Here is a 24,124-nt window from a genome sequence, read left to right on the forward strand (position 1 = left end):
GCGGTTTCCAACAAAGGTAGCAATAAATGGGCTTTTTAATTGTCGTGCGAAATGAGATATTTTAAAAGAATAAAACATCTAGGGTACGGATTGTTATTTTTTTACATTTGATATACCGAAAATCGCAATATGGATAAACAGGTCACTAGTTCTAGGATTTTACAATATTACCCTGAAACAATTGACGGTGAAATGCAGCTAAGCTTATATAAGCGTATGCTAAAGCCTCGAATGATAGAGGAGAAAATGCTATTGTTGCTTCGCCAAGGCAAAATATCAAAATGGTTTAGCGGTATTGGTCAGGAGGCGATAGCGGTTGGGGTAACTGCCGTATTAGACAAAGAAGAATACATACTGCCTATGCACCGAAATTTAGGTGTTTTTACAGGTAGAGACATTCCTTTACATAGGCTTTTTAGCCAGTGGCAAGGAAAATTAGGTGGTTTTACAAAAGGTCGTGATCGATCGTTTCATTTTGGTACTCAGGAATACAATATTGTGGGCATGATCTCACATTTGGGTCCGCAAATGGGCGTAGCTGATGGGATAGCACTTGGAAATTTATTAAAAAAAAATCATAAAGTCACAGCAGTTTTCACAGGAGAAGGAGGTACGAGTGAGGGCGATTTTCATGAGGCCTTAAACGTGGCTTCAGTCTGGAACTTACCTGTTATTTTTTGTATTGAAAACAATGGTTATGGACTATCAACGCCAACTAAAGAACAATTTAATTGTACTGATTTAGCTGATAAAGGCAAAGGATATGGCATTGAATCGCATATTATTGATGGTAATAATATCGTTGAAGTATATGAAAAGGTAAGTACCATTGCTAAAGATATAAGAGAAAACCCAAAGCCCGTTTTAATAGAGTTCAAAACGTTTAGAAGACGAGGTCATGAAGAGGCAAGTGGTACAAAATACGTTCCTGATGATTTGATGAAGTATTGGGAAGAACGTGATCCTGTTCTTAATTATGAAGCTTATCTTTTGGAAAAAGAACTTCTTGATGAAACTGATTTGGCAGAAATTAAAAAAGGGATAAAAAAGGAAATAGATGCCCATTTGAAGATCGCTTTTGAAGAAGACACTGTGAAAGCAGATGTATCTACCGAACTTTCTGATGTATATAAATCTTGTGATTATCAGGAAATACCGCAGTCCTCAAATAAAAGAGAAGTTCGATTTATCGATGCGATTTCTCATTCCTTAAAATTATCAATGCAGAAGCATGAGGATCTTGTGATCATGGGGCAAGATATTGCAGAGTATGGCGGGGTTTTTAAAATTACCGAGGGCTTTGTTGATGCTTTTGGTAAAGAACGGGTAAGAAATACTCCTATTTGTGAATCTGCTATTGTTTCTGCTGCAATGGGATTATCTATTAATGGTATGAAATCGGTAATGGAAATGCAGTTTGCCGATTTTGTTTCTTCAGGTTTTAATCCTATTGTCAACTTACTTGCAAAATCACATTATCGCTGGGGTCAAATAGCTGATGTTGTTGTTAGAATGCCTTGCGGTGCTGGGGTTGGAGCGGGACCGTTTCACAGCCAAACAAATGAGGCCTGGTTTACGAAAACCCCCGGTTTAAAAGTGATTTATCCCGCTTTTCCTTCGGATGCCGCCGGTTTATTAGCCTCCGCAATAAATGATCCAAATCCAGTTCTGTTTTTTGAACATAAAGCTTTGTATAGAAGTATTCGCGAAGAGGTTTCTGAAGACTATTTTACCTTGCCAATTGGAAAAGCAAGTGTTTTAAGAGAAGGTGACGATATAACCATCATTGCTTTTGGTGCTTCAGTACATTGGGCCTTAGATAGTTTGAATGAAATGAGTAATATAGGTGCCGATCTTATTGATTTAAGAAGCCTTTGTCCGTTAGATACTGAGACCATTTTTGAATCAGTTAAGAAAACAGGAAAGGCGATAATTCTTCAAGAAGATTCCCTATTTGGAGGAGTCGCATCAGATATTTCAGCCTTAATAATGGAAAATTGCTTCGAATATCTGGATGCTCCTGTAAAGCGTACGGCAAGCTTGGAGTCTCCTATTCCCTTTGCGGGATCATTAGAAGATCAATATTTACCAAAAATGAGGTTCAAGGAAGATTTGGAGCAGCTTTTAGCCTACTAATTAGTGGGCACCTCAGTTATTTTTCTTGGATACTGTTCCCTAATTTGTTTTTGCTGTTCTTTAGTAAGTGCATTATAATCAGCTCCAAACTGCTTTTTGGCAGCAATGTTTCTCAACTGGTTATATGCCTTAATTAACTCGTTTTGTACAGTTACGTAAAACTTATAATCTGTTGTTCGCATATGTTGTAATGATACAATTGCGTCGTTAGGATTATCGGATGAGCTTGCCAGTCTTGCTCCATCGCAATATATACAGCTACCATCACCATTATTATCAATAAATTTTTTGGTTAGTTCAGTAATCTCAGTAACATTGATAAATGCTCCTTCTACAAGAATTTCTTTTTTGTCGTTGATGCTAATCTCCATTACGTTACGATCATTTAGCTGGATTGTAGGAACGTTATCCTCTGATGCTAATCGGGTATTAATTCCCTCATCTGCTTCAATTTTGGTAACCACTAAGAAAAAAATTAGCATTAAGAATGCAATGTCGGCCATCGATCCGGCGTTTACGCCGGGTTCTTTTTTTAGTTTCATAATCTATAAAGTTTAGTGTTAACGTATATTATATGATCAATAGTTATACCAGATCAAAGAGTTTTAACTGATTTATTGCACCATTGGTCGATATACCTAGCGTATTGTCTACAGAAGTGTAAAACGAATTAGTTAAAATTGAACAAGAATATAAATCCATAATTCTAACCAATGAAGAAGCTTTTATTATTTAGTTGTTTGATGATTTTTGCATCATGTTCACTTTCAAAACAAAATCGCTCTTACCGTTCGATGATCAATGGACAGTGGACATTACAGAGTGTAACACACCCAAATAATCCAGGAGATTACAATGGTGAATTGTTCGCTACTGCTAATGCATTTTGTTACAACGGCAGTTCCTGGAATTTCGTTTCTAATAATAGTACAGGTTCTTACAGTTTTAGTAATGCAAATTGTAATAATGCTGCTAACCTTATTAGATGGTCTATCTACGAACCTGGAGATGGCAGCCATCAGTTTCAATTTAAGCCAATAGATGAAAAGAAAAAGAGTATTAATAACAATGCAGGTTTTCGTTTAAATATAGATTCGTTAACGGAAACAAGTATGATCTTATCTACAACTATTAATGTAGAAGGAAGTCCATTTTTAATTAACCTAAATTTTATAAAATAGAAGAAAATGAAACCACGATATAAGACAATGAACTATATATTGAGTTTAGCACTTGTTTTTAGTGTTACGACGGGATGTAAAACCGCTAACAATACTCAAAAAGGAGCCGTTATCGGTACTGCTGGAGGTGCCGTACTAGGAGGTGTTATTGGGAACAATGTTGGTAAAGGAAACACCGTTCTAGGAGCCATTATAGGCGGAGTAGTAGGAGGTGCAGCTGGAGCTTATATAGGTAATAGAATGGACAGACAAGCCGAACGTATAGAAACGGAAATACCCGGAGCTGAAGTTGAGCGAGTAGGAGAAGGTATTAGCATAACTTTTGATGAGCGAAGTGGGGTGTACTTTGATACCAACAAATCGAACATCAATTCAAAATCTGCCGCTACATTGCAAAAATTAGCCGGTATTTTTAAGGAATATCCTAATTCTAATATTTTGATAGAGGGACATACTGATAACACTGGATCGGATGAATACAATATGACCCTTTCTAAAAAAAGAGCTTTATCCGTATCAGATTATTTAGCGGAAAAAGGAGTGAATTCTAGCAGATTTACCACTAAATGGTACGGCGAAGACCAACCACAGCATGACAACTCAACTGCTGAGGGTAGATCGAAAAATAGACGAGTTGCAATTGCAGTAGTCGCCAACGAGCGGTTAAAACAAGAAGCAGTACAAAAAACCAAAGGATAATTTCCTGCCTACCTTAGCATGGAGCCGATTTAAAGATCAAATTAAATTGGTGATTAAGCCCATAGTTTTCAAAAAGAAACTATGGGCTTTTTTGTGTTTACACATATCCTAACTATCTTCACTTGAAGTATGAAAAGGAAGTATCAAGTAGTAGTTGTAGGAGGAGGTTTAGGCGGACTAACAACAGCACTTCACCTTACCAAGAAAAATATTGATTGCCTATTAATCGAAAAGTCTACGTATCCTTCTCACAAAGTTTGTGGCGAGTACGTATCTAACGAAGTCTTAACGTATTTAAATTACCTGGATATCGACACTACTACGGTGGGTGCAAAATCCATATCTAAATACCTTATTTCCACTAAAACTGGAAAAACGGTAAAAGGAAACTTACAACTGGGAGGCTTTGGTATTAGTCGTTATTCACTTGATAATTTATTATATAATCAGCTGTTGCGTATTGGCGGTCAGATCATATTTGATCAGGTTATTTCATTAAAATTTAATAAAGACCTTTTTCTAGTAGATACAATCGGGGGAGTACAACTTGAAGCTTCATTTGTGATCGGTGCTTTTGGTAAGCGATCCAATCTTGATAAGGCGCTTAATCGAAGCTTTATTCAAAAAAAATCACATTGGTTGGCTGTCAAAGCACACTATCAATTTGATTTTGAAGATGATCTCGTTGCTTTACACAATTTTGATGGAGGATATTGTGGACTGTCAAAAGTGGAAAATGATGCAGTAAATGCCTGTTATTTGACAACCTACGCTTCGTTTAAAAAGGCAGGAAATATCGAGAAGTTTCAGCAGAAAATAATGGCCAAAAATCCATATTTGAATAGCTTTTTTAATAGTGCTAAGCTCCTTTTTGAGGAACCGCTAACAATAAGTCAGGTTTCATTTGAGAAAAAGGGAGTGGTTGAAAATCATATATTGATGGCAGGTGATACAGCCGGACTTGTTCATCCTTTATGTGGAAATGGGATGGCAATGGCAATTCATGCAGCAAAGTTATGCTCAGAAATTCTTATCCGGTTTTTTAATCGAGAAATATCGAATAGAGTACAATTAGAAGAGATGTATAAAAAACAATGGGATTTTCACTTTGCTAAACGACTTAAAACAGGTAGGGTATTATCTAAAGTGTTTTTGAGCGATCAGCTTTCGAATATGGTGATGAAAAGCGGTCAAATTTTTCCCGGATTAATTCCCCAAATAATCAATAAAACGCACGGTAAGCCAATAACCTTAGAAACCGTTTCATGATATCAATAAAAAAAAGAATAGATGCTGAAGAGGTATTAGATAATTTTGATCTCAATGGTGATGAACTGGCGCAAACGCTGAATGAAATTGCGAATGTAAACAAGGCATTGGGGGGCAACAATATTACTATACAGGCGGTACAGCGGTTACTAAAATCGGTGGATACAGGTTCAAAAATTACCATAGCCGATATCGGTTGTGGTAATGGAGATATGTTACGCACACTTTCGTCGAAATTAAATAACAGGAACATCGCATATGTCGGTATAGATGCCAATCCGAACGCAATTAAAATTGCTGAAGATTTATCTCAAAGTGATGAAAATATAAGCTACAAAACGACTAATGTTTTTGAAAAAGAATTTGAATATATTAAATATGATATTGCCCTTTGTACTTTAACATTACACCACTTTACCGATTTAGAAATATTGCAACTTGTGCAGTTGATGACCAGGAATGCTAAATTCGGGTTGATTATAAATGATTTGCAACGCAGTAGGCTAGCATATGTACTTTTTAAATTATATAGCTGGGTGTTTCAATTAGGCAATATTTCTAAGGAAGATGGACTCACTTCGATTTTAAGAGGATTCAAAAAGAACGAATTGATTGCGTTTTCCGAAAAGATAAAACCAAAACAGTATACGATTCAATGGAAATGGGCATTTCGCTATTTATGGATCATAAAAACATAATTTTTAATGAGTGTAACTATAAAGGCAGTTTCCACAGAGGTTCCCAAAAATACCAGACCTACAAAGGATATCATTCAGTTAATGGATTCTTGGCTTGAAGGTCAAGACGATCGCTTTAAACGCAAAGTGAAAAAGATTTTTGAAAATGCAGCTGTTGATAGACGATATTCAATAATGAAACCGGAAGCGGTAGTAACCAAAACTTCCTTTCAAGAGAAAAACGATATCTATAAAACGGAAGTTATTAAGTTAGGTACTGCTTGTTTGACCAAGGGACTAAACAAAGCTGGCTGGCAACCCGCTGATATTGACTATTTAATTACGGTGAGTTGCACGGGTATTATGATTCCTTCACTTGATGCTTTTTTAATTAACGATCTTCAAATGCGACAGGATGTGGTTCGATTGCCAGTCACCGAGATGGGGTGCGTTGCAGGAATTTCGGGTATGATTTATGCAAAGAATTTTCTGAAAGCGAATCCAGGAAAGCGGGCTGCTGTTGTTGCGGTAGAGGCTCCTACTGCCACATTTCAGTTAGATGATTATTCAATGGCAAACGTAGTGAGCGCTGCGATTTTTGGTGATGGGGCAGCGTGTGTATTGATGAGTTCTCATGAAAATGATACCGGACCAGAAGTCATTGCTGAAAGTATGTATCATTTTTACAACGCACAACATTATATGGGTTTTGACTTGGTGAATTCTGGCCTTAAAATGGTACTGGATAAAGAAGTGCCCGAACATATTGCAGCGCATTTTGGTAGTATTATACATCCTTTCTTAAAAGAAAATGACTGTAGTATCGAAGATGTAGCACACCTAATTTTTCATCCTGGGGGCAAGAAGATTGTACAGACGGTAGAAAGTCTCTTTTCTGAAATGGGTAAGGACATCAATGACACCAAAGAAGTTTTACGTCAATTTGGTAATATGTCAAGTGCAACTGTCCTATTTGTTTTAGAGCGTTTTTTAGAGAGAGAAATTCCCCAAAATGATATCGGACTCATGTTAAGTTTTGGCCCTGGATTTACTGCCCAGCGTTTGCTGCTAAAGTGGTAGCTTGTGTAATGTTGTTAAATACCATTCTTTTTAACCATAGTTTTCCCACTTGCAGTATCTTAGAAGTAAATATTGATCCATTTGAAATCAACTGAGTTTAATTCTGAATCTGATAATAACTGGGCACTTATTCTTGGTGGTAGTAGTGGTTTAGGCCTAGCTACAGCAATGAAGTTAGCGAAGCATGGGATGCATATAGCAATTATACATCGCAATGCCAGAAATCAGATGAAGGAGATTGATTTATCATTTAAAAAAATTGCAGAAACAGGGATACAATTTGTCAGTTATAATATAGATGCAACGAATGCAGAAAAAAGATCCGACGTTCTAAAAGATCTATGTGAAAAGGAAATAAAGGTAAAGGTACTGGTTCACAGCATTGCCAAAGGCAATTTAAAACCGATGCTTGCTAATGAAAATCCAACACTTGCCAATGACGACTTTGCACTTACGATAAATGCTATGGCAATAAGTCTATATGACTGGGTTAAACAATTATATGTTAGTAATCTATTCCATGACGAAAGCAGTGTATTGAGTTTTACAAGTGAAGGAAGCCAACGCGCATGGTCCAATTATGCGGCTGTTTCTGCTGCCAAAGCTTCTTTAGAAGCGATTACTAGAAGTATTGCCTTAGAATTTGCTCCAAAGGGGATTCGTGCTAATTGTATTCAGGCAGGTGTTACTGATACAATTTCATTAAGAATGATTCCTGGTTCAGAAAAACTAATTGAACATACCAAAATCAGAAATCCTTTTAAACGACTTACCCAACCTGAAGATGTTGCAAATGCAGCGTATTTACTTTGTAAAAAAGAAGCTTCTTGGATAAATGGAAGTATTATTAAGGTTAATGGAGGTGAACATATTAACTAAGTATGACATCAGAAGAAATTATATCAAAACTACCTTATGGGCCATCCTTTTTGTTTGTTGATGAATTGACAGCGATAAGCGAAAACGGAGTTATAGGTAGTTATTTCTTTAATCCTGATGCAGCTTTTTATGAAGATCATTTTCGTGGAAACCCAATAACGCCAGGAGTTATTTTGACGGAGTGTATGGCTCAGATAGGTGTAGTTTGTTTGGGTATCTTTTTAATGGGAGAAGAACTCGGTGATGATCCCAAAATTGCCATGACTAACACAGATATTCATTTTTTAAAACCGGTTTTCCCTGGTGAAAAAGTAGTAGTGACCTCAGAAAAGCAATATTTCCGATTTGGAAAACTAAAGTGCAAGGTCAGCATGAAAAATGAAAAAGAAGAAGAAGTATGTAATGGAGTTATTGGAGGAATGATCTTTAAGAATAGATGAAAAAAAGGGTTGTTATAACAGGATTGGGTGTGGTATCGCCAAATGGGATGGGAGTGGAAGCGTTTGCAAACGCGTTAAAAAAAGGAGTTTCGGGAATTCGCCATTCTCATACCTTAGAAGAACTTCAATTTTCATGTCAAGTGGCGGGAAAGCCAATTATCTCAGTAACAACAAAAGAAGAATATTTAACACGATTACAGCTTCGTGGTTTTAATAGCACAGGCATTTTATATGGCGTAATAGCGGGAATTGATGCCTGCAAAGATGCTGGTTTAGAAATTAATAGCGAAACAGTAGACTGGGATTTAAGCGTAATTTTTGGTGCAGGAACTTCAGGTATCGATAAGTTTCGTGAGGCGATATACAAGGTAGATGAAAAAAATGTACGTAGACTTGGAAGTAGTGTAGCAATTCAGGTGATGAATAGTGGCGTCAGTGCTTACCTTTCAGGAATGATAGGAGCAGGTGGTCAGGTAACGACTAATTCTTCCGCTTGTACTACAGGGACAGAAAGTATTTTGATGGGTTATGACCTTATACAATCGGGAAGGTCAAAGCGCGTGTTGGTGGGTAGTACTTCCGATAGCGGCCCTTATATATGGGGAGGTTTTGATGCAATGAAAGTATGTGCTTACAAGTATAATGACCAACCTGAAAAAGCATCGAGGCCTATGAGTGAATCTGCAAATGGCTTTGTCCCTGGAAGTGGAGCTGGAGCATTGCTTATCGAAAGCTTAGAAAGCGCAGAAGAACGAGGGGCAACTATATATGCTGAAATTTTAGGAGGTCATGTCAACTGCGGAGCTCAGCGTAACGGAGGCTCATTAACGGCACCAAACAATGAAGCTGTGCAAAGGTGCATACAAAATGCGTTGAAACAAGCTGGAATTCTAGCTTCCGATATATCTACTATTAACGGACACTTAACCGCTACTAAAAAAGACCCGATTGAAATAAAAAACTGGAAAGAAGCCTTGGGCTTTACTTCATCCAATTTTCCACCTATTAATTCCTTAAAAAGCATGGTTGGGCATGGCTTAAGTGCTTCGGGCGCTTTAGAATGCGTTGCATCGGTACTTCAATTAAAAGAGCAATTTATTTTCCCGAATATTAATTGTGAAGATCCTCATCCTGATATCTTGACGGAAATAGATCAAACAGCGATTCCGACAAAGATGATAGAAAAAGAGCTAAACATCATCGCAAAAGCTAGTTTCGGTTTTGGCGATGTAAACGGATGTCTTATTTTTAAAAGATATAACACTATCTAATGAGCAAAGCTGATTTACTTGCAAAACTTAAATCGATTATTGAGCCATACGTTCAGAATAAAGAGGCATTTTCTTTAATATCAGAAGAAACTGATTTTATCAATGATCTTAAGATCAACTCTGCAAATCTTATTGATGTTGCGCTTGATGTAGAAGATGAATTTGATATCATGATTGAAAATGATGATATGGACAAAATGCTTACCGTTAAATCATCTTTAGAAGTTATTGAGCAAAAGTTGGCAGAAAAATGATCGGTAATGATGTGGTCGACTTTGAACAAGCGCTGATTGATGGTGCCTATAATCGTCCTCGTTTTTTAGACAAAGCCTTTAATTTAGATGAAAAAAATCAGATTCTAGACAGTATAGATTCACATAAGCAGGCTTGTATATTTTGGGCAGTTAAAGAAGCTGCTTATAAAAGTTATTTCAGAGAAACAGGTAATCGATTTCTTAATCCAAAAAGAATTAAACTTCACTTAAAGCATTACCAAAACAAGCCGACCGTAGTTGTGACAATTGAATCTTCAAAATACTTTGTTCGTATTAATCTAAATACTAATCATGTAGTTGCAACAGCACAATCTATAAATGCACCGCCAAAGTCATTTTATAACCAACTGATATTATTGCCAAACGAACGATACGGAGTGCAAAGCGTATATATTAAAGAAGCGGTTATAGACTTTTTTTCTGCTTATTTAAACAGATCTAAGCGTTATTTAAAAATTCTGAAAGATAAACACGGTATTCCATATTTATTTGTTGACGACACTAAAAAGGAGTACCTAATTTCCTTAAGTCACCATGGTAGGCGGGCAGCATATTTAGTAGGTATATAGCCAACCTAATTTAATCGACGTACTACTCTATTAATAGGCGTAAAGGCATGTTTTTTATTGTTAATATTTTGGTAATAACTACTTACCATTAAAACGCGAAAATGTCCTTAAATTGTCAAACTATTAATTTTTAAGCGCACAAATGAAAACAAAATTACCCAACAAGGTATTGCTGTTATTTATGTTTTTGGTAAGCGGATTAATGTTCGCGCAGGTACCAGCATATTATAACGGAACAAACATTAATCAAAGTGGGGAGGCACTAAAAGTTGCTCTCTCAAATTTGATTACAACAACACAAACGGTAGAGCTTTCATATACTCCAGGTGTATGGAATACCCTACAACAGAGTGATCTTGATCCAGCAAACAGCAACAATGTTTTGCTTATCTATGGATCTGATGATAATGATGGGAACTTAATGACCGACAGAAGTCGTGCCGCTACCAATAACGGTGGTAGCACAGGTCAATGGAATCGTGAGCACACCTATCCACGTTCCTTGGGACAACCAAATTTGGGTTCAGAAGGACCAGGCTCTGACGCACATCATTTAAGACCATCTGATGTTGGTCAAAATTCTTCTAGAAGTAACTTACCCTTTACAGCTGGAAGTGGTGCTGCCGCCAGAATTAATAACGGGTGGTATCCCGGAGATGAATGGAGAGGTGATGTTGCTCGTATGATGATGTTTATGTACGTACGATATGGAGAACGTTGCGCGGCGATAAGAGTAGCAAACGGTCCGATCACTTTCAGTACAGAAATACCGGATATTTTATTACAATGGAATGCGGAAGATCCAGTATCTGCATTCGAAATCCAAAGAAATAACGTAGTAGCAGGTATTCAAGGAAACAGAAATCCTTTTATTGATAATCCTGCTTTTGCAACAAATATATGGGGTGGTCCCCAGGCTGAAGATCGTTTTGGAAATGGTGGATCTAATGATGTGGAGGCTCCTACAACTCCGACTAATTTAGTTGCTTCGGGCATCACTACTTCCACTGTTGATCTTTCTTGGGATGCATCAACGGATAATGTTGGGGTAACGGCTTATCAAATTTTTAATGGTACTTCACTTATAGATACTTCTAATACTACATCGTATACAGTAAGTAATCTTACACCTAATACCGCTTACACTTTTACAGTAAAGGCGGTGGATGCAGTATTTAATGCATCAGCTGAAAGTAACCCTGCAAACGTAACAACATTAGAAGATACAACACCCCCTTCGACAGGAGATGCAGCTTTAATCATTACGGGTGTTTTTGATGGTCCGCTTTCTGGTGGTACTCCAAAAGCAATTGAGTTTTATGTTGTAAGTGATATCGCTGATTTAAGTGCTTACGGATTCGGTTCTGCAAACAATGGAGGAGGTACCGATGGACAAGAATTTGCATTAACAGGATCAGCAACCGCAGGACAATTTTTATACATCGCTACTGAAACAACTGGTTTTAATACCTTTTTTGGGTTTACACCAGATTTTACATCAGGAGCTGCTGCGATTAACGGTGATGACGCTATTGAATTATTTTTTAATGGTACTGTGATCGATACTTTTGGTGATATCAATATTGATGGTTCAGGTCAACCTTGGGAATATACAGATGGTTGGGCATACCGCGTAAATGGAACAGGTGCCGATGGTACTACTTTTGTACTTGAAAATTGGACATTTAGTGGTAGAGATGCTAACGATGGTCAGGCAAATAACGCGACTGCCACAACACCATTTCCAATTGGAACTTATGCACCACCGGCAGTTTCATCTGATCTAAAGATTACAGGGGTGCTCGACGGACCATTATCCGGTGGTACTCCAAAAGTAATCGAGCTTTTTGTTATTAACGATGTAGCCGATTTAAGTATCTACGGATTTGGATCTGCAAACAATGGTGGTGGAACTGATGGTCAGGAGTTTGCATTTACAGGTTCAGCCGCCGCAGGAGATTATATTTATATCGCTACAGAAACTGCTGGTTTTAATGCATTCTTCGGTTTCGATCCTAATTTCACTTCTGGTGCTGCGGCCATTAACGGAGATGATGCGATTGAGCTTTTTAAAGATGGAGAAGTAGTTGATGTTTTTGGTGATATTAATACTGATGGCTCGGGTCAACCTTGGGAATATCTAGATGGTTGGGCCAAAAGAAAAGATAATACCGGACCGGATGCAGATACATTTGTAATAGAAAATTGGACGTTTAGTGGTCCTAATGCTCTAGATGGTCAAACTTCAAATGCAACAGCGCCAACACCTTTTCCTATTGAAATGGAACCTGTTGAAGTACCTGCATTAAAAATTAATGGTGTTTTCGATGGACCTCTTACCGGTGGAACACCAAAAGCAATTGAGTTATTGGTGCTAGCCGATATTGCTGATCTAAGTATATACGGATTTGGCTCAGCAAATAATGGTGGCGGAACTGATGGACAGGAATTTGCATTTACTGGTTCGGCTTTAGCAGGTGATAAGTTATTCATAGCTACGGAAGCAACTGGCTTTAACACCTTTTTCGGTTTTGATCCTGATTTTATTTCAGGAGCGGCTGCAATAAACGGTGACGATGCCATCGAGTTATTTAAGGATGGCGAAGTGATCGATGTTTTTGGAGATATTAATGTTGATGGTTCCGGTCAGGCATGGGAATATACTGATGGTTGGGCTTTTAGAAAAGATGAAACTGGGCCTGATGGTTCAACTTTCGTATTAGATAATTGGATTTATAGCGGTCGTGATGCACTTGATGGTGCTACTGATAATGCTTCAGCCACGAATCCCTATCCTGGAGTTGTTCCTGTTGTACCAGCTGCATTAATAATAACAGGAGTTGTTGACGGGCCGCTTTCTGGCGGTACTCCCAAAGCAATCGAGTTGTTAGCTACTGCTGATATTGCGGATTTAAGTATTTACGGATTTGGTTCGGCCAATAATGGTGGAGGAACCGATGGACAAGAATTTACATTTACGGGTACAGCAACAGCTGGAGATTTTATCTATATCGCAACTGAAACTAATGGCTTTATCTCATTCTTTGGTTTTGAACCCGATTTTACGACCGGTGTCGCCGGAATTAATGGTGATGACGCCATTGAGTTATTTAGAGATGGTGAGGTGATAGACGTTTTTGGAGAGATTGCTGTTGATGGTACTGGTCAACCATGGGAATATACTGATGGTTGGGCAAAGCGTAAAGAGGATACAGGTGCTGACGGTTCAACTTTTGTTTTAGATAATTGGACTTTTAGTGGTCGTGATGCCCTAGATGGACAAACATCGAATGCCACAGCACCAAATCCATTTCCGATTGATGGAGGCGGTGTCATTACCGAACCGGATCTTTCTACAATAGCCGAGGTGAGAGCAGCTACCGATGGTACACAAGTTAAAGTTACCGGTGTGCTAACAGTATCTGATAATTTTGGCGGTTCGGCATTCATTCAGGACGCTACAGGTGGTATCGCCGTATTTGACGAAAAAGTACACGGTGACGGATTGTTCTCTGTTGGAGATTCAATTACGATTGTGGGTGTTAGAAGTACCTTTAGAGAGCAAGTGCAAATTAGCCCTGTTACTAGTGTCGAATCTAACGGAATTGCAACTAGTCCTATTCAACCTGCTACTATTACATTATCTCAATTAGCTGATTTCGCAGGACAATTAGTGCGTGTTGAGAATACGACATTCCCACGTCCTGGTGATGTGTTATTTGGCAGTTCAAACTATGAATTGACTGATGCAAGTGGCGGGGGACAACTTCGTTTAGATAATAATGTTGAAAGCTTAATAGGATTGGCACAACCCGAAAACTGCGCAGAAGTTGTAGGCGTTATCGGCCGTTTTAATGAAATCTTTCAACTACTACCAAGAACGCAAGCTGATCTTGCTTGTGCTACTGAATATGTAAACCCAGCGGATACGATTACCATCAGTAAAGATAAAACCTTTGATGTAGTAACCTGGAATATCGAGTGGTTTGGAGATGAAGAAAATTCTCCGGCTGCTGGAAACCCGCTTTCAGATCAAATTCAAAAAGACAGTGTAAAGGCTGTAATTCAGCGTTTGGATGCAGATATAATTGCTGTTCAAGAAATTGCGGACGATGTATTGTTTGGTCAATTGATTGATGAACTTCCTGAATATAGTTATGTGCTTTCTGATGCTACATCAAGACCAAACGATCCCGGAGTGAAGCAAAAAGTAGGGTTCATTTATAAAAATGCTACAGTAGAAAATGTATCAACCCAAGTGTTGTTAGAATCAATTCATCCGTTATATAATGGTGGTGATGATAGTGCGCTCGTAGGTTATCCAAGTACTACTGATCGGTTCTTTGCAAGCGGGCGTTTACCGTTTATGATGACTGCCAACGTCACTATCGAAGGTGAAAGCAAAGAATTCAATATTATCGATCTTCATGCTCGTGCTAATAGTTCGCGAGATGCGCAAGAACGTTACGATATGCGTAAATACGATGTAGAAGTAATTAAGGACTCGTTAGATGCATTTTATCCTAATGCCAATATTATACTATTAGGCGATTATAATGACGATGTCGATGTTACGGTTGCTGATATAACTTCGACTGTTAGCTCATACGAAGAATATGTAAGCGATGGTATCAATTACGAAATTGTTACTTCAATTTTAAGTGAAGGCGGATTTAGATCATTCGTTGCACGAGAAAACATGATTGATCATATTTCGGTTTCCGATGAATTAAAAAATAATGATATTGAAGGAAGTACCACCGTGCATTATGAATTTATCGATGGAGATTATACACGTACGACTTCTGATCATCTACCCGTTTCTACCAGATTTCAGTTAAACCAATTAAGTATTGGTGAGGTAATAGCAACTAATGTAAGTTGTAATGGTGAAGCTGATGGTACCGCTTCAATAACGGCAACCGGAGGCATAGCTCCTTACACCTACTTATGGAGTGATGGACAGGAAACAGCTGCCGCTACAAACTTAACTGCTGGTGATTACAGTGTGATTGTTACTGATGCTTTAGGAACGAATGTAATGTCCTCAACGGTTTCTATTACTGAACCGGAAGCAATAGTACTAACGCTTATAGAAGATCAAACCGTTTATTTTGGTTATGGTCCAGAAGAATCTGCCTTGCTAACATTTAATACTTTGGAAGGAGGAGCAGGTAACTTTACTTATGAATGGAGCACAGGAGAGACTGATACTGTTATTGAAGTTTCCCCAGAGGAAACAACAGCTTATACGTTAACAGTAACTGATGCTGTCGGTTGTACTGCGACGGCGACAGTCAATGTTGAAGTAATTGATGTACGCTGTGGTAATAATCCGCGTCGTCCTAGAGTTGAACTTTGTTTTAGAGGAAGAACACGTTGTGTGTCTACCCTTGCTGTACCATCCTTCTTACGAAGAGGCGCAACCTTAGGAAGTTGTGATGCTAGTCAAGAGCTGGTAATTACTAATTTAAAGGCTTTCCCTAATCCGTTTAGAGACCGAATTAGTATCTGGGTACGCAGCACACAAAATACGAATGTTGATTTAGCGTTGTACGATTTTAGTGGAAATATGATACAACAATCAACAGGAAAAGTATACCCTGGTTTCTGTAGATTTAGGATGACTGGACTCGGTAAACTACCAAGGGGAGTTTATTTCTTAAAAGCCATTGTTGATGGTAAAGAGCAAGTATCGAAAAAGATGATCAAGTTGTAGAACTAATTAAATAATAGTTTGAATAAAAAGCCTGTGAGTATTATACTCACAGGCTTTTTTATTTATTCTGGGCAGCAGGTGTTTCTCAAAAGGAATTGGGTAACCTTATTAAATTATTGTAAGGAAGAAATGTACCCTGAAATGGCTGACTTAACCTATGGGAAGGAATTCAAGGAGACTAATTCTTTCACTCCAAAGGAAAATCAAAAAATACATCCACTATATTTTCTTCCTTCTTTTTAGATATCTTAATTCCATAATCGTAGGTATTAATTCGCATTTTTCCTGAAAGGATATCATCTTTTTTGTCGAATATAATGGTAACTGATTTTGATATGTCTTTTATGGTAAGTATGCCTGCAACCTTCAATTGCTCGTTTTCTTTGGAAATGGTGGTGCTTTCAAATGCAATACGAGGAAAGACTTTTTTATAAAAGTACTTTTTCCACATTAAATGCCCATCTCGTAAAAAATTTCCTGTTTTAAGTGTGGTAACTGCAACCGATCCCTTCATATAGGAATTGGCGATCATGTTGTCATCTATCTTAATATCCGTTTTTAGATCACTTATCGAGCCTTGAACATCCTCAGAAACAAATAGAAAAGATACCGTTGCTTTTTGGCTGTTTATCTGTGCATTTACTGCGGTTGTCGTTAACGTTAACAAAAAAAAAGTGGCAACAAATAGGTTTTTCATGATTGATTGATTTTGAATGCTTAAAGTTAGTTGAAATAGCATTATATATTGTGAGTGATCAAGTTGGGCCCAGTATTTGAAATTTAAAGAAGTTAAAGACTCGTCTTAAGAATAGTAGCAATACTGTCGCAATTTTGAATAAATAGTGAATGTTCGTGCTCATTGTAGTATCCATCGATCCAGTAGGTTTTACACGAATCTAATTTGGTGTTGCTTTTTGAAAAATCGACCTCACCACTACGAAGTATTGACAGTACTTTGGTAGAATCTAGTCCGGTACCACCATATTCAAATGTCTTACCGCTAATATTTTTAATAACTCGTGCATTTGGACCATAACTGCAAGAAGCTTTTTTACCGCTTAGAAAAAAAGATAACACGATTAAGCCTAAAGCGAAACCTCCTAAGTAATATCCGGCACGTTGTAATACGGTCATTTTTTAAGGATAAAAGTAAGTTGCAAAAATCGGATTAAATGAAGTAAAATGCCAATCTTCAAATGACAAATTCCAAAATTTAACGGTAGCCCTAATTTAAACTTTAAATGGGTTGGTAAATACTGGAAACATATAATGACGATACTGATTAGAGTAGTTTAAATATAGTAACCAGAGTCATGATAAATAATATGATAAGGTACTTTTTCTTTTCGAAATAACAGCTAATCATACTGCTTAATAAATTGAAGTCATTGCCATTACCATGGCAGGTACAACATTATTTATAGCATGGAGTTTGATACTATATATTAAACCATATTGAACGCGTACGTAACTATAAATAATGCCTCCAATAACCTGAGGAGCGGTTAGAAACGGGGCTAGTATGATCGTTTTTGCATTGATTTCGAACTTGGTAATATGTAACAAACCAAATAGTAAAAAACTTATATAAAACAAATAGGGAAAGTATGTTGACCATGCCTTGTTCAAACGTTGTTTTAGTTTTACAGCTAAAGCAAAGCCAAGTAGTCCAACGATTAGGGGAATCGTTAATCGAGTTGGTAAATCTGGAGTAATGGTTAACCATCCTTCCTTAAAATAGAATTTAGATAATACTAAATGTGTTAATAAGAAGCTCGACACCAACACGTAATACTTGTTGAAACGAAGAAATGAACGAAACATCAGTTCTTCTAATATGGGTATTAAGACTGTAACTAACAGTATAATGGTCCAAAAACCGTATTGTTCGCTCATCGGTTTTACGGATGATGAACGAGGTACCTTTGCTATAAATAGCAGCATGACGAAAACAAACGAAAGTGCAAATTTTATAATTAAAAAGCACAAGAGCGTTTGTGCCTTCATTTGAAGCTTAGGTTTTGTGAGAACAGGATTTAACAGAAACTGATACAGCTTATGTGCTAAGCGATAACTATTTATTAGAATGTCTGACATGTAATTTAAGAAGGTGTCTCATCGAAGTGGTTAAAACTTGGGTCAAGTATTTATGCAATTTAAAACTAAATTAGCTACAGTAAACTTAAGTTAATTCTAGGATTGTCTTGCAATCTAAAAAATTAACAAATTAATGTCGCTATAATCCAGTCCAAACCAGTCGGCGACGGATTTGTTGGTTAATACACCATGGTAAAAATACAATCCGTTTTTAAGTCCTCGATCAAAGCGAAGGGAATTTTCTAGTCCTCCGGCTTCCCCAATTTTAAGTAAGTAGGGAGTGAATATATTTGAAATAGAAACGGAGGAGGTTTTTGAGTATCGTGCCGGAATGTTTGGCACACAGTAATGTATGACCTCATGCTTAACAAAGGTGGGCTTATCATGGTTGGTCACTTCGCTAGTTTCAAAACACCCACCCATATCTATACTGACGTCGATTATTACTGAACCTTTTTTCATGTTTTCTACCATCGGTTCGGTAACCATAATTGGGGAGCGATTTTTACCACGTACTGCCCCGATCACCACATCGCAGCGTTTTAATGCTTTAATCAGGTTTTTTGGTTGAATGGTAGAAGTGTATAGCTGTTTACCAATGTTGGTTTGTAAGCATCGTAGTTTGGTGATGGAATTATCAAATACTTTTACGTTCGCTCCTAAGCCGGTTGCAGATCGGGCAGCGTATTCTCCTACCGTTCCGGCACCTAGTATAACAACCTCAATAGGAGGGACGCCACTAATATTACCGAACATCAAGCCATTACCCGATTTGCTGTTGGTCAATAATTCTGCAGCGATCAGTACGGAAGCAGTTCCTGCAATTTCACTTAAAGTACGTACGGCGGGAAATGTACCGTCTTCATCACGAATAAACTCAAATGCAATAGCCGTAATACGTTTTGCGGCTAGGGTTTCGAAGTATTTTTTTTCCTGTGTTTTTAGCTGAAGGGCAGAGATGATAATGGTTTGTGGATTGATTAGCTCCAACTCTTCCAGCGATGGTGGTTCTACCTTTAAAAGCATCGGGCAGCGAAATACCTTTGCGGTATCCTTAGTAATTTCGGCACCAGCTTCGCTATAGTCTGTATCACTAAAATTGGCTCCTTCACCTGCTTCACTTTCTACCAATACGCGATGCCCGTGAGCAGTAATGGCAGCTACCGCATCTGGAGTGAGACATACACGTTTTTCTTGATAGGATGTTTCTTTTGGGATACCAATAAACAACTCACTTTTACTTTTAAGCACTTCTAGCATTTCCTCTTGTGGGAGCAGTTGCGCTTTGGTAAAGGGAGTGATGGGTGTACTCATGTAGTGAGTTTATTTTATTTCGATAGACTCGTCATGGTAGTCATCTAGATCTTTAAGTTGCTCCAATTCCTCATCTAATTTTTTGAGATCGATACCATGAACAACTTTATCAAAAATCTTCAATCGAATTAAATATACAAAAGGAATGATAACCATCATTATTGGTATTATATAATAGATTTCAGCTTCATCTACAAATTCAGCATCGTCATTTAACAAAGTAAAAGTCTGAAATGAATACATTGCAATCGGAATTAAAATAACATGATACCACCAATGCTTACATGTGAAAAACCACAATATCAATAAATACAAAGGCAATACCTTACCCATGATTAACCACAGCATGCTGTATACATTAGGGTAGGCTTCTGTGGATATTGTAAAAGCAAATGTTTCCCAAATTTGGGAATCATCAGGAGCTGACTCGTATAAATAAAATATATAGGGAGATATGGCAATTAGTAAAGCAATTAAGGAGCTAATTACAATACTCCTTCTGAATAATTTTCTTTTCGTCCTAGCTTTTTCCAACGTGCTTTATTTTTAATTTGGGGAAATTTTAATCAAATATGCAATTTTTAATTTTAAGATAAAAGATAAAATTGGCAAGAATAATCAATAAAAAAAGCACTTCCAAAGGAAGTGCTTACATATATTCAAGTATTTTTAATTAATCTTTCTTCGGCGCTAATTTAGCAGCGTCTGTCTTTTTAATACCTTCAAAATTATCATAGGTAGTATCATCTGCAATGCTATCAGGAGTACAAGATGCGAAAAGTGCTACAGAAAAAATTACTAATAATAGGGCTGAAATAAGTCTTTTAGTTGTCATTATTATTTGTTTAAGGGTTTTACAGGTACAAACATATGACTAAATAAGTTACGGATATTCAGAAAGTTAGTCGTACTTTTGCAAACTTATGTTGTTGTAAACAACTATTTTTTGTAGAAAAATGGTAGAATAGATTACGAATATATACAAATCTTTCTTAAATTATTGTTAAGGCTAACTATTTGTATTTCAGCGTAATTATCAGGTAGTTCATCGACTAAACGTTCAGGCCATTCGATCAAATTCCATTCACCGGAATGAATATACTCTTCAACCCCAAAATCGTACAGTTCTTCGGTTTTTTTGATACGATATAGGTCAAAATGGTACAAAAAACCGTCAGAAATTTCATATTCATTGACAATTGAGAAGGTAGGGGATGTTAAATTTTTGTTAAATCCTAACTGTTTTGCAATGGCTTTAATCAATGTTGTTTTTCCGACACCCATTTCTCCCCTAAATAAAATGGTTTTTGAATTGGTTAATTCTAAAACTTTTTGAGCTATGAAATCAATTTCTTCTAGGCTGTACTCAAAACAGTGCTTTTTCTTCTCCATATAAAGGCAAAATTAGAACATGTTCATCAAAAAAGCAGTAGAAATTAATTCATTTAATTCATACAGCATAAAAGTTGATTATATTGAAAGCCTTAAAATTCCCCCCTTTATGAATATCTCTAATCTTTCCTTTGGAAAATGGTTACATTACAATACTATAATAATTGGACTCATTTTTACTCTTCCATTCCTTCAGTATTCATATTTGTTTTTTTCTGAATCCAAGGCTAAAATTGATTTTTTATTTTTCCATTTTGATGTGGGTTACTATGAGAACACTCAATATTTCTTGTGGATATTTCTTATGAAATTTATTCCTCTGATGTATCTTACGATATGGTATGTAGATACTTTTAGGAAATGGAGGTTTCTTTTATTAATTCCTATTGCTATTTTATTATTTAAACTCTTATCAATTGTTTTGATAGATACCGAATACTTGACTAATGAATCGATTTATGTAATTCATTGTTTGACGCTATTGTTTCTGTTGTTTCTAATTTATTTTGGGACGAAGATTAATAAGAAGAGAGTTAGTAATTTAGACGTAAACACTGAACACTTTATTGGTTTTTCGGATAATATTCAATCGACTTACTTACTCGGTCTAAACGAGTTTCGTGGTATAATCGAACAAGTCGCTTTATCATATGATAAAAAACAAATTTACAACTTGATATTTCTTAAAACTAGATTGTCAAAGCAAGTAGAAGCAAATTCTTCCAAACATCTAAAACTTGGCAAAAGCTTTTATTATAAAAATGTGATAATCGTATTTTTTATATTCCTTTTTACGAGTTTAATTTATCTTTATAAAATAGTTCCGAAGGGATCCGAATGGCAAGTTCTATCGCTCCGGATTAGTTCTCAACATTATTCCGATATTGTTTACTTTATTTGGCTAATTACTAATAAGTTAGCGCCTCTATTTTTTCTTATTTTATGGTTAGTTGTTTCCACAAGTTGGTGGAAAAATGTTTTGATTGTTCCAATATCTTTTTACATGTTACAACTCGTTTCATTGATTAACCCAGATGTAGACTTTGTAGATGAGTACGAAATAATACAGGTGTTTCCACTGGTTGTACTAATAGGGATTTTGTTAGTTATCACATCCAAAAAACTAAGGTATTATAGACTCACTAAAAATTTAATTCTTGAAATAGAAAAAGAAATCAACCACACTTTAGATCAAATTACTAATCAAGAAATAGCTGTTCGGAAGCAAAGTTTTCAAGATCGACTCGCAGCATTAAAAGCAAAGAAATCTACCCTCACAAAAGACGAGTACCTTTTGCAAATGGTAAAACTGCGAAATGAAATTGAATAAAAAAACATCAAAATGAACAATCAGTTTAAGCTATTGTCCAATAATGAATATAGTTATTATTCAGATTTAGTTTTTATCATCTTAATCTGCACCATACCTTTTGCTACCTATCTTTACTTGCTGGCTCCAGGTGACTCAAATATTGTTGACTTAGGTTTTACCTCATTCATACTTCGAGGTTATAACGATGTTTCCTCTTTTCTTTGGTACATATCTTTAAAAGTGCCATTAGCAATATATCTTGGTATTTGGTATTTGAATGAGACGAATAGATGGAATATCATGATTCTTGTTCCATTCATATTTATGTTGTTTCAATTTTTTTGGCAGATATTCATAATAATTTCAGATTACCAATCAGATACTTTATTTGGTGATTTTTTGATTTCAATCCCTTTTTGGTTAACTATTACAGCCATGTTGATTGTTCTTAAAAAAATGTTTACAAATCCAAATGAAAGATTTCTTAATATTCAGATCAAAGCTTTTCTATTGTCATTAGGAAATTCTAAAGATGTGTTTAGAATTAACGAAAGTTGGCTAAATCAGATAAAAAAGGAAAAAAATAACGAAAGTTTGAAAAGATATTTATTCGATTTGTTAAGAATAAGAGCTAACCTTGATAAACATAAAATATATGATGAAACGGTTATTATGAACGCAAAGATTGATTGGAGGAGAAATTTAATTGTTGTTTTAATTTTAGTATCGATACCATTCGTGTTATGGTTTTACAAGCTTGCACCAATTGGAGATCGGAATTGGGGCCCTTCTTTCTTAGTTTCGGTTGCTAAATCATATCCGGATGTTTATGGGTTTCTTTGGTATGCAGTAAATAAGGTCGCACCGATATTAGTTCTAGCGACATGGTTCTTCACATCTAACAAATGGTGGAAGAATGTTATCTTAATACCTCTCGCGATGTACATTTTCCAACTTGTATCTATTTTAAGTGAAAATGTTGATTTGGTTGATGAATATGAATATTGGAAACCCCTACCAATAGCGGTGCCAATAATTATTTTAATTGTTATCATTTCGCGTAAACTTAAATATTTTAGTCTTACAAAAGATCTTATAGTTGAGCTTGAAAAAGAAATCAACCATACTTTAGATCAAATTACCAATCAAGAAATTGCTGCCCAAAAGCAAAGTTTTCAAGACCGATTGGCAGCATTAAAGGAAAAAAAATCTACCCTCACAAAAGATGAATATCTTTTGCAAATGGTAAAACTGCGAAATGAAATTGATTAATATTGAAGCGTAAGGGAGCTTCAATAATAAACAGTCGGTATTAAATAATGGTTAGCTATTGGCTTTGATTTCTTGATCAATCTCAGCAATAATTTCCTTCTTCAGTTGTTTGCGCTCTTCTATCATACGTGCGTCAATACGCTCGTTTACGATTTGTTCAATAATAGAAGGTGCAACTTCAGAAGTAGCAAACTCTTCAGCAGGTAAAAACATTTCACCTTTACCAGTCATTAACCATACTAGGTTAATACGAGGATACACTTTTAGGATTTTTTCAATAACATCACTCCCAACAGATGCATTGTTTTTATGCATGCGGAGTGTGTAACCGTTTGAAGCGCCAATAGATATGTCAAATTTACGTGCGCTTAGTTTCATATGCTTTATAAAAAGCATGATGCGATCGATGGTTTTCATTTTGATTAAAGTATTGTTAGGGTCTATAAAAGTATCAAATTAATTGCAATTAAAAGTGAATTTGTTCTAATTGTAACAGATAATGACAAAATATGAGAACCCCTATATTTATAAGAACATTGCCT

The 24,124-nt window shown here is 36.4% G+C and carries 23 protein-coding genes; 14 read left to right on the plus strand and 9 right to left on the minus strand.

Annotated elements, in window-relative coordinates; genetic code table 11:
- The first annotated feature begins 129 nt into the window (after positions 1 to 129).
- Complete coding sequence (locus ABN763_RS01415; RefSeq protein ID WP_410483619.1) at positions 130 to 2,136, plus strand: thiamine pyrophosphate-dependent enzyme; 2,007 nt, start codon at positions 130 to 132, stop codon at positions 2,134 to 2,136.
- Here ABN763_RS01415 and ABN763_RS01420 read toward each other — a convergent pair.
- Positions 2,133 to 2,678, minus strand: coding sequence for an ExbD/TolR family protein (locus ABN763_RS01420; protein WP_410483620.1), 546 nt, complete (start codon positions 2,676 to 2,678; stop codon positions 2,133 to 2,135). The genes ABN763_RS01415 and ABN763_RS01420 overlap by 4 nt on opposite strands.
- Positions 2,679 to 2,849: 171 nt before the next feature.
- Here ABN763_RS01420 and ABN763_RS01425 point away from each other — a divergent pair, with 171 nt between their 5' ends.
- The 11 genes from ABN763_RS01425 to ABN763_RS01475 all read left to right on the plus strand — a co-directional run bounded on the left by ABN763_RS01425 (position 2,850) and on the right by ABN763_RS01475 (position 16,195).
- Entirely contained in the window at positions 2,850 to 3,317 is a 468-nt protein-coding gene (locus ABN763_RS01425) for a lipocalin (protein ID WP_410483621.1), read from the plus strand.
- Between the two features lie 6 nt (positions 3,318 to 3,323).
- Complete coding sequence (locus ABN763_RS01430) at positions 3,324 to 4,016, plus strand: OmpA family protein (RefSeq protein ID WP_410483622.1); 693 nt, start codon at positions 3,324 to 3,326, stop codon at positions 4,014 to 4,016.
- A 129-nt stretch (positions 4,017 to 4,145) separates the two neighbouring features.
- Positions 4,146 to 5,285 carry an NAD(P)/FAD-dependent oxidoreductase gene (locus ABN763_RS01435; protein WP_410483623.1) on the plus strand — a complete coding sequence of 380 codons (1,140 nt, stop codon included), beginning with the start codon at positions 4,146 to 4,148 and terminating at the stop codon, positions 5,283 to 5,285.
- Positions 5,282 to 5,983, plus strand: coding sequence for a methyltransferase domain-containing protein (locus tag ABN763_RS01440; RefSeq protein WP_410483624.1), 702 nt, complete (start codon positions 5,282 to 5,284; stop codon positions 5,981 to 5,983). Before ABN763_RS01435 ends, ABN763_RS01440 begins: the two co-directional genes overlap by 4 nt.
- Positions 5,984 to 5,989: 6 nt before the next feature.
- Complete coding sequence (locus tag ABN763_RS01445; RefSeq protein ID WP_410483625.1) at positions 5,990 to 7,042, plus strand: type III polyketide synthase; 1,053 nt, start codon at positions 5,990 to 5,992, stop codon at positions 7,040 to 7,042.
- An 81-nt stretch (positions 7,043 to 7,123) separates the two neighbouring features.
- On the plus strand, positions 7,124 to 7,921 hold the full coding sequence (locus ABN763_RS01450; protein WP_410483626.1) for an enoyl-ACP reductase: 798 nt from the start codon (positions 7,124 to 7,126) through the stop codon (positions 7,919 to 7,921).
- Positions 7,922 to 7,923: 2 nt separating this feature from the next.
- A complete protein-coding gene (locus ABN763_RS01455) occupies positions 7,924 to 8,361 on the plus strand; it encodes a 3-hydroxyacyl-ACP dehydratase FabZ family protein (RefSeq protein ID WP_410483627.1) in 438 nt (145 codons plus the stop codon).
- Positions 8,358 to 9,632, plus strand: coding sequence for a beta-ketoacyl-[acyl-carrier-protein] synthase family protein (locus ABN763_RS01460; RefSeq protein ID WP_410483628.1), 1,275 nt, complete (start codon positions 8,358 to 8,360; stop codon positions 9,630 to 9,632). The genes ABN763_RS01455 and ABN763_RS01460 overlap by 4 nt, the downstream gene beginning before the upstream one ends.
- Positions 9,632 to 9,886: an acyl carrier protein gene (locus tag ABN763_RS01465; protein ID WP_410483629.1), complete on the plus strand. Its 255-nt coding sequence runs from the start codon at positions 9,632 to 9,634 to the stop codon at positions 9,884 to 9,886. The genes ABN763_RS01460 and ABN763_RS01465 overlap by 1 nt, the downstream gene beginning before the upstream one ends.
- A complete protein-coding gene (locus tag ABN763_RS01470) occupies positions 9,883 to 10,476 on the plus strand; it encodes a 4'-phosphopantetheinyl transferase superfamily protein (protein ID WP_410483630.1) in 594 nt (197 codons plus the stop codon). Before ABN763_RS01465 ends, ABN763_RS01470 begins: the two co-directional genes overlap by 4 nt.
- Positions 10,477 to 10,618: 142 nt before the next feature.
- Complete coding sequence (locus ABN763_RS01475; protein WP_410483631.1) at positions 10,619 to 16,195, plus strand: endonuclease; 5,577 nt, start codon at positions 10,619 to 10,621, stop codon at positions 16,193 to 16,195.
- 187 nt (positions 16,196 to 16,382) lie between these two features.
- Here the strand turns inward: ABN763_RS01475 and ABN763_RS01480 are convergent, their stop codons facing one another.
- From ABN763_RS01480 to tsaE, 7 genes are all read right to left on the minus strand, one after another.
- The gene (locus ABN763_RS01480; RefSeq protein ID WP_410483632.1) at positions 16,383 to 16,892 is read right to left on the minus strand and encodes a YceI family protein; all 510 of its coding nucleotides are present in this window, start codon (positions 16,890 to 16,892) and stop codon (positions 16,383 to 16,385) included.
- A gap of 92 nt (positions 16,893 to 16,984) precedes the next feature.
- Complete coding sequence (locus ABN763_RS01485; RefSeq protein WP_410483633.1) at positions 16,985 to 17,329, minus strand: hypothetical protein; 345 nt, start codon at positions 17,327 to 17,329, stop codon at positions 16,985 to 16,987.
- Positions 17,330 to 17,566: 237 nt separating this feature from the next.
- Positions 17,567 to 18,292 (minus strand): type II CAAX prenyl endopeptidase Rce1 family protein, encoded by a 726-nt coding sequence (locus ABN763_RS01490; RefSeq protein ID WP_410483634.1) that lies wholly within the window; start codon positions 18,290 to 18,292, stop codon positions 17,567 to 17,569.
- Positions 18,293 to 18,406: 114 nt separating this feature from the next.
- Entirely contained in the window at positions 18,407 to 19,606 is a 1,200-nt protein-coding gene (locus tag ABN763_RS01495; protein ID WP_410483635.1) for an alanine dehydrogenase, read from the minus strand.
- Between the two features lie 9 nt (positions 19,607 to 19,615).
- Positions 19,616 to 20,140: a hypothetical protein gene (locus ABN763_RS01500; protein ID WP_410483636.1), complete on the minus strand. Its 525-nt coding sequence runs from the start codon at positions 20,138 to 20,140 to the stop codon at positions 19,616 to 19,618.
- Positions 20,141 to 20,279: 139 nt separating this feature from the next.
- Positions 20,280 to 20,441 (minus strand): hypothetical protein, encoded by a 162-nt coding sequence (locus tag ABN763_RS01505; RefSeq protein WP_410483637.1) that lies wholly within the window; start codon positions 20,439 to 20,441, stop codon positions 20,280 to 20,282.
- A 134-nt stretch (positions 20,442 to 20,575) separates the two neighbouring features.
- Positions 20,576 to 20,998 (minus strand): tRNA (adenosine(37)-N6)-threonylcarbamoyltransferase complex ATPase subunit type 1 TsaE, encoded by a 423-nt coding sequence (gene tsaE / locus ABN763_RS01510; RefSeq protein ID WP_410483638.1) that lies wholly within the window; start codon positions 20,996 to 20,998, stop codon positions 20,576 to 20,578.
- 19 nt (positions 20,999 to 21,017) lie between these two features.
- Here tsaE and ABN763_RS01515 point away from each other — a divergent pair, with 19 nt between their 5' ends.
- Together ABN763_RS01515 and ABN763_RS01520 are read left to right on the plus strand one after the other, a co-directional pair.
- A complete protein-coding gene (locus ABN763_RS01515; protein ID WP_410483639.1) occupies positions 21,018 to 22,328 on the plus strand; it encodes a hypothetical protein in 1,311 nt (436 codons plus the stop codon).
- 12 nt (positions 22,329 to 22,340) lie between these two features.
- On the plus strand, positions 22,341 to 23,582 hold the full coding sequence (locus ABN763_RS01520) for a hypothetical protein (RefSeq protein WP_410483640.1): 1,242 nt from the start codon (positions 22,341 to 22,343) through the stop codon (positions 23,580 to 23,582).
- 51 nt (positions 23,583 to 23,633) lie between these two features.
- Here ABN763_RS01520 and ABN763_RS01525 read toward each other — a convergent pair whose 3' ends face one another.
- Complete coding sequence (locus ABN763_RS01525) at positions 23,634 to 23,999, minus strand: hypothetical protein (RefSeq protein ID WP_410483641.1); 366 nt, start codon at positions 23,997 to 23,999, stop codon at positions 23,634 to 23,636.
- Between the last annotated feature and the right edge of the window lie 125 nt (positions 24,000 to 24,124).

The organism is Spongiivirga sp. MCCC 1A20706, assembly GCF_046524175.1.
Classification (GTDB): domain Bacteria; phylum Bacteroidota; class Bacteroidia; order Flavobacteriales; family Flavobacteriaceae; genus Spongiivirga.